5 protein-coding genes are annotated in these 6,443 nt (G+C 77.0%); 1 reads left to right on the forward strand and 4 read right to left on the reverse strand.

What is annotated here, in order from left to right; all coding sequences use genetic code 11:
• Positions 1-20 precede the first annotated feature (20 nt).
• The 4 genes from egtB to ACGFNF_RS06000 form a co-directional block, all read right to left on the reverse strand.
• A complete protein-coding gene (egtB, locus tag ACGFNF_RS05985; RefSeq protein WP_393166097.1) occupies positions 21-1,358 on the reverse strand; it encodes an ergothioneine biosynthesis protein EgtB in 1,338 nt (445 codons plus the stop codon).
• Positions 1,355-2,587, reverse strand: a complete 1,233-nt coding sequence (gene egtA / locus ACGFNF_RS05990) for an ergothioneine biosynthesis glutamate--cysteine ligase EgtA (RefSeq protein ID WP_393166099.1) — start codon at positions 2,585-2,587, stop codon at positions 1,355-1,357. The genes egtB and egtA overlap by 4 nt, the downstream gene beginning before the upstream one ends.
• 206 nt (positions 2,588-2,793) lie before the next feature.
• Positions 2,794-3,552: a hypothetical protein gene (locus ACGFNF_RS05995; protein WP_393166101.1), complete on the reverse strand. Its 759-nt coding sequence runs from the start codon at positions 3,550-3,552 to the stop codon at positions 2,794-2,796.
• A gap of 16 nt (positions 3,553-3,568) precedes the next feature.
• Positions 3,569-4,201 carry an RNA polymerase sigma factor gene (locus tag ACGFNF_RS06000; RefSeq protein WP_357580887.1) on the reverse strand — a complete coding sequence of 211 codons (633 nt, stop codon included), beginning with the start codon at positions 4,199-4,201 and terminating at the stop codon, positions 3,569-3,571.
• 548 nt (positions 4,202-4,749) lie between these two features.
• Between ACGFNF_RS06000 and ACGFNF_RS06005 the strand changes: the two genes are divergently transcribed.
• Positions 4,750-6,111: a protein kinase gene (locus ACGFNF_RS06005; RefSeq protein ID WP_393166103.1), complete on the forward strand. Its 1,362-nt coding sequence runs from the start codon at positions 4,750-4,752 to the stop codon at positions 6,109-6,111.
• Positions 6,112-6,443: the final 332 nt, after the last annotated feature.

Genomic DNA, 6,443 nt, shown 5'->3' on the forward strand with positions numbered 1-6,443 from the left:
ACCGTCCGGCCGCCCCGTCCTCACGGCTGCGACTCCTCCGGCCGGGCGTCCCGCGCGCAGCGGAAACCGCTGAAGATCTGCCGCCGGATCGGGAAGTCCCAGTTGCGGAAGGTGCCCCGGCAGGCGGCCCGGTCCGTGCCGAACGACCCGCCGCGCAGCACCCGGTGCTCGTCGCCGAAGAAGACCTCCGAGTATTCGCGGTAGGGGAACGCGGTGAAGCCCGGGTGCCCCCGGAACGGCGTGGAGGTCCACTCCCACACGTCGCCGATGAGCTGGTGCACTCCCAGCGGCGAGGCGCCGGCCGGGAAGGCGCCCACCGGGGCGGGCCACAGGTGCCGCTGGCCCAGGTTGGCGTGCTCGGCGGTGGGGTCGTCGTCGCCCCACGGGTAGCGGCGGGAGCGGCCGGAGGCCGGATCCCAGCGGGCCGCCTTCTCCCACTCCGCCTCGGTCGGCAGCCGCTTGCCGGCCCAGGCCGCGTAGGCCCGCGCCTCGTGGTAGCAGACGTGCACCACGGGCTCGTCGTCGCGGACCGGCGCCCACCGCCCGAACCGCCGGTAGGCCCAGCCGTCGCCGTCGCGTCGCCAGTGCATCGGCGCGACCAGCTCCGCCTCCCGGCGGTGTCGCCAGCCGGCCGGGCTCCACCAGCGCGGGTCGTCGTAGCCGCCGTCGGCGATGAACTCGCGGTAGCGCCCGTTGGTCACCGGCGCGGCGTCGATGGCGTACGCCGGCAGGTGGACCCGGTGGGCGGGGCGCTCGTTGTCCAGCGCCCACGGGTCGGTGTCGGTGCCCATGGTGAACTCGCCGGCCGGCACCAGCACCTCGCCGTCGACCCTGGCCGTCGGTTCCGGCGGCGGCGGGGCGTGCAGCACCGCCGGGCCGGCGCGCAGCTGGTGGGTGGCGAGCATCGTCTCGTCGTGCTGCTGCTCGTGCTGCACGATCATGCCGAAGGCGAAGCCGTCGGCGACCAGCGGCCGCTCGGTGAACGCGACCCGGTCCAGCAGGTCGAGCACCTTGTCCCGGACGGTGAGCAGGTAGGCGCGGGCCTCCCGCGGGGGCAGCAGCGGCAGCGTCGGGCGGTCCCGGCGGGGCTGCTTGAACGCGTCGTACAGGTCGTCGATGTCCCGCCGGACGGGCTCCCGCCCGCCCACGTCCCGGACCAGCCAGAGTTCCTCCTGGTTGCCCACGTGGGCGAGGTCCCAGACCAGCGGGGACATCAGCGGCGAGTGCTGCCGCGTCAGGTCGGCCTCGTCGACCGCCTCGGTCAGCAGGGCGGTGCGGGCGCGGGCGCGTTCGAGTTCCACCGCGATCCGGCTGCGCAACTGCTCCGGGCCCGCCGGGCGCGTGGTCGTTCCGGTCACCGGTGACTCCTCCCCGCGGCGTCGCGTCGCCGCCGTACGCCTCGGTCGATGTCGTCGTGCAGGGCCGCCGGCAGGTCGAGCCGGGGCAGGGCCGCGAGGGCCAGGTCGAACAGGTCCGCCGCCGCGGCGGCCAGCGCCGGGTCGCGCAGGCCGTGGCGGGCGGCGGCGTGCCAGCGGTGCGCCACCGGCCCGGCGACGGCGCGGGCCGCGCGGACCGTGCCCGGGTCGGCGAGCAGGACGGCCAGCACCGCGAGCGGGAGCAGCCAGCCCCGGCCGGGCTGCGTGTCGAGGTAGCGCAGCTCCAGGTAGCCCCGGGGTCGCACCGGCGGGAAGAGGGTGCTCACGTGGTAGTCGAGGTCGTCGGTGGTGGGCGGCCGGGGCAGCGCCCCGTCGATCCAGTCGGCGAACGTGATCCCCGGCGGCGGCGTCCAGTCCGGGCCGTCGCCGCGCACGCAGAGCAGTGGCGCGGCGAGGACGTAGCTGGTCCAGGCCGTGACCGGGTCGGTGTCGGTCTCCGGCGTCCACACGGGACGGGTGCGGGCCGGGTCGATGCCGTACCAGGCGGCCATCCGGGCGGACGCCCAGCCGGTGCTGCGCCCGGCGTGCCGGTCGGCCGTGGCGAACGCGGCCAGCAGGGGCGGCCCGAGCGCGTGCACCGCCGCCCAGCGCTCCGGCAGGTGGTCCGGCTCCCCGGCGTCGAGGCAGACCTGGAGACCGGCCGTGCTGTACATCATCGTCCGGCCGGCCGGGCCGCGCCGGTCGAAGACGTGGCGCATGGCGCGGTAGCGGGGGCCCTCGACCACCGGGCGGGGTGGCCGGTGCGGGTCTATGCCGGTGCGCCCGAGGACCAGCCCGGCGGCGTCGAGCAGGCCGTTCAGCACGGCGATGTCGCCGTCGGTGGCGTGGATGAGGGTGGCGAGCGAGGAGCGTGGCGCGGTGGAGATCTCCAACTGCCCGCCGGGCTCCACGGTCACGGTGCCACCGTGCGGGAGCGGTTCGGCGGGGCTCGCGCGGTCGAGGGTGCGGGGGCTGTGCCGCCCCAGTGCCGCCCGGAGCCGCTCGCCGTCGACCGGGCGGGCGGGGTCGGCGGCGTCGTGCACGGTCCATTCGAGTTCGACGCCGGTGTGGGTCGGTGGACCGGTCTTGAAGCAGATGCGCGCGAGGTGGCCCTCGGCGGCGGCGGACTCCCGCAGGACGGTGGTCCGGTCGAGCTCCGGCGACGTCACCACGGCATGGGCCCCCTTCCCGGCCGACTTCCGTTCGGTGTCACCGTAACGCCACCCACCGTCATCGGCGCGGGCGTCGGTGGCCCCACGCACTCCTGTCTAGCAGACGAATTCCGCGCGGCCGGCCGGAACGTGCAGCGCAAACGGCCTCTCCCGGCCCGTCACGAGGGGCCGGGAAAATCAGCGGCGGGGACCGACCGCGAGGGGCGTCAGTCGGTCGCGGTCGCAGTCGGGGTCGGGCTCGGCCCCTTCTTCGGCGGCTTGTCGGGCGACTCCTTCGCCGCCGCGTCGGGCAGCAGTTGCCCGCAGAAGCCTTCGACCTGCTCCCGGCCGCCCGCCGCGGTCACCAGGTGCGCGAACGAGGGGGTGTCCAGGGCCTTCTCCCGCTGCGCCGGCTTCTTGGCCAGGTACGCCCGGCAGAGTCCGCGCAGTTGTTCGGCGTTCCCCTGCGCTCCCGGCGCGTCGCCGGCGGTTCTGCCGGGGGCGGGTGCGCCCGAGGTCGGGGCGGCGGAGGGGCGGGGCGGGGTCCCGGTGGGGCGGCCACCGGGGTCGCCGGTCGATCCGTCCCGGTGCGGGCCGGTGGTAGCCGGCGCCGGGGTCGGGGTGGCGGGGCGGGGCGGCGGGGCCGGGTCGTCGGCCCGATCCAGCGTGACGGCGGCGAAGGCGGCGCCCGCGGTCGCGGTGACCGCGATCCCCGCGGCCCAGGCCATGGCGCCGGCGGTGAACCGGCGCCGGCGTGGCGACGGCACGGCTCCGGCGGCGGGGCCGGCCGCACGCGCCGCCCGGAAGGCCGCCAGGGCGTCCTCCTCCCCGGCCAGTTCGCCGGGGCGGGCGGGGGCGGCGGCGGCGGAGAGCAGCCGGGCGAGCGGCTCGGCGTCCGGCGTACGGGAGGCATCCGCGCGGGCGGCGTCGAGCAGCCGGTCGGACGCGCCGCGGGCGGCGGGCCGCTCGGTCCGGCGAAAGAACATCCTGGATCCCCTCACGTCAACCGTCCGCCGGTTCGGCGTGCGACGCCTGCCGCCGGCCGGTGCGCGGTCGGGGCGCCGCGGCGGCCTCGGGGGCGGCCGGCGATCGGCTCGGGTCGTAGCGTTGCTCCATCAGGACGGCGAGCCGGCGCAGCCCCCGGTGGGCGGCGGTGCGCACGGCACCGGCCCGGCGGCCGAGTACCCGCCCGGCGGTCTCGGCGTCCAGCCCGACGACGGCGCGCAGCAGGACGGCCTCGGCCTCGCGGGGCGGCAGGGTGGCGATCAGCGCGAGCGCCGCCTCGGTGCCGATCGTCTCGCCGGCCCGTTCGGCCGTGTCGGCGTCGCCGGCCAGTTCGGCGAGCGCCTGCACCGGCACGGGCAGCGCGGGACGGCGGCGCTGCCGGCGCAGGTGGTCCATGGCCCGGTTGCGGGCGATGGTGACCGTCCAGGCCCGGAACTCGCCGCCGGTGAAGCTGGGCAGGTCGCGGGAGACCTGCAACCAGGTCTCCGAGGCGACGTCCTCGGCGTCCGCGCCGACCAGGGCGGTCAGGTACCGGAGCAGGCCGGGCTGGAGGCTGCGGTAGAGGAAGCGGAAGGCGTCCTCGTCGCCGGCCTGCGCCGCCACGACGGCCTCGTTCAGCTCACCGGCCATGTGGTCGCCGCTTCCGTCCCGTGGACACGCGCAGGCGGCGCACGCCCACGTGGGCGTGCGCGAGGCAAGCACGGTCCGGCAAACGGACCTGATCCCGCACCCTCAGCCCCCCGCTGACCTGATCACGCCCGGGACCGCGTCGCCCGGACCGTACGTCTGGACTCCTGCCGTGGCGGCACGGCCGATGGCGCAGGTGCCGCGGCGACGCCGTGGGGCGGGCCCGAGTCGGGCTAACGCTAGGAGCGCCGGGTCGATCGGGCAAGCCCGCCCCGGTGGGCAGAAGAGTGAGAATTATCTAGCCGTTCGGCCGGCCCGTCGCCGTAACGGCACGGCGGCCCGGGACGCTGCACGCCATCTGCGGGCGCGGGCGGCGGCGCATTCGACCAGCCCACGACGGACATGAGGGGAATGTCGTCACACACGGTCCACGGACGCTCACAGCCTATCCGAGGCGGGTCCGGTCCCGCCGCCCCCACCACGCGGGCGGCGCGGGCCGGCCCGACGGCACGCGGCGCGCCGATCCCCGCCGGCCTGGGTACGGTAATGCTGTGTTGTCATCGGAGGTCGTACTCAGCGGTCGCTACCGCCTGGACGAGCGTGTCGCCACGGGCGGCATGGGCGACGTCTGGCGGGGCAAGGACCTCGTCCTCGGCCGGCAGGTCGCGGTCAAGGTCCTGCTGCCGGCGCTGGTCTCCGACCCCGACTTCATCGCCCGCTTCCGTGCCGAGGCCCGGATCATGGCCGCCCTGCGCCACCCTGGCATCGTCCAGGTCTTCGACAGCGGCGAGGACGACCTGCCCGACGGCGGGCGGGCCGACTACCTGGTCATGGAGTTCGTGACCGGCCAGCCGCTGTCCAAGCGGATCGAGGCCGTCGGGCGTCTCGACGTGGCCGAGACGATGGCGATCGTCGCGCAGGTCGCGCAGGCGCTGCACGCCGCGCACCTCGGCGGGATCGTGCACCGCGACGTCAAGCCGAGCAACCTGCTGGTGCAGGAGGACGGCAGTGTCGTGCTTGTCGACTTCGGCGTCGCCCGGTCGACAAACATCACCAGCATCACCAGCACGAACGCCGTGCCGGGCACCGCGCTCTACATGGCGCCGGAGCAGGCCGCCGGCCGGCCGGTGTCCGGCGCGACCGACATCTACGCCCTCGGCGCGGTGACCTACTGCTGCCTGAGCGGCAGCCCGCCGTTCACCGGCGACAACCCGCTGCAGGTCGCCGTGCGCCACCTCGACGACGAGCCGCCGGAGTTGCCGCACGACGTGCCGGAGGCGGTCCGCGCGCTGGTCTCCCGCGCCCTGGCCAAGGACCCGGCCGACCGGTTCAGCAGCGCGGCGGCGATGGCCGAGGCCGCCCGCGCCGCCGTGTCCGACCCCTCCGCGCCGACCGCCATGGTGCCCGCCGCCGCGGCGGCGGGCGGCGTCGACCCGGGCACCCGCACCGACGTGCCGGTCGCCGCGAGCGTGGCCCGCCGGAGGCGACGCGGCACCCTGGTCGGCGCGGCCACGGCGGTGCTGGTGGCGCTGGCCGGCCTCGGCGCGGCGCTCGGCGCGTCGCGCGAGGCCGACGCGCCGGCGGTCAAGGTCCCGCAGGCGACCACCCCGGCCGCGGAGCCGAGCGGCGGCGCCGAGGCGCCGGTGAAGCAGGAGGACGCCCCGGTCGACCCCGGCCGGCCGTTCCGGCCCACCGGCTCCACCGCCAGCCCCTCGCCGTCGGCCACCGCGCCGCCGGTCTCGCCCCAGCCGAGCGGGTCGGCGGCTCCGGAGTCGCCCGATCCCACGAAGACCGACGATCCGCCGGTGGCGACGCCAAGCACCAGCACCGCCCCGACGCAGACCACGCCGCCGACGGAGCCGACCCCGACCCAGACCACCCCGGTCGAGCCGGCCAATCCGCCGGTGGTCTGAGCCCCGGCCCTTCCGCGACGCCCAGTCCCACTGGCACCGATAACCCCAAACCGGACGTACGGGCACAGAAATCACTCTAGGCTCCTGAGCAGGCACTTTCCGCCCTCTGCCTCAGGAGCCCGGGTGAGCGTTGAGAAGTTGGTCGTCATCGGCCAGGGATACGTCGGCCTGCCGCTGGCCATGCGAGCCGTCGAGGCCGGCCTGGACGTGGGGGGGGGGGGGGGGGGCCCCCCCCCCCGCCCCCCCCCCCCCGGCGCGGGGGGGGGGGGGGGGGGCCGGCCCCCCCCCCCCCGCGGGGGCGCCCGGGGGGGGGCGGGGGGCCCGGCCCCCCC

It is taken from the genome of Micromonospora sp. NPDC048868, assembly GCF_043198195.1.
Lineage (GTDB): Bacteria > Actinomycetota > Actinomycetes > Mycobacteriales > Micromonosporaceae > Micromonospora > Micromonospora reichwaldensis.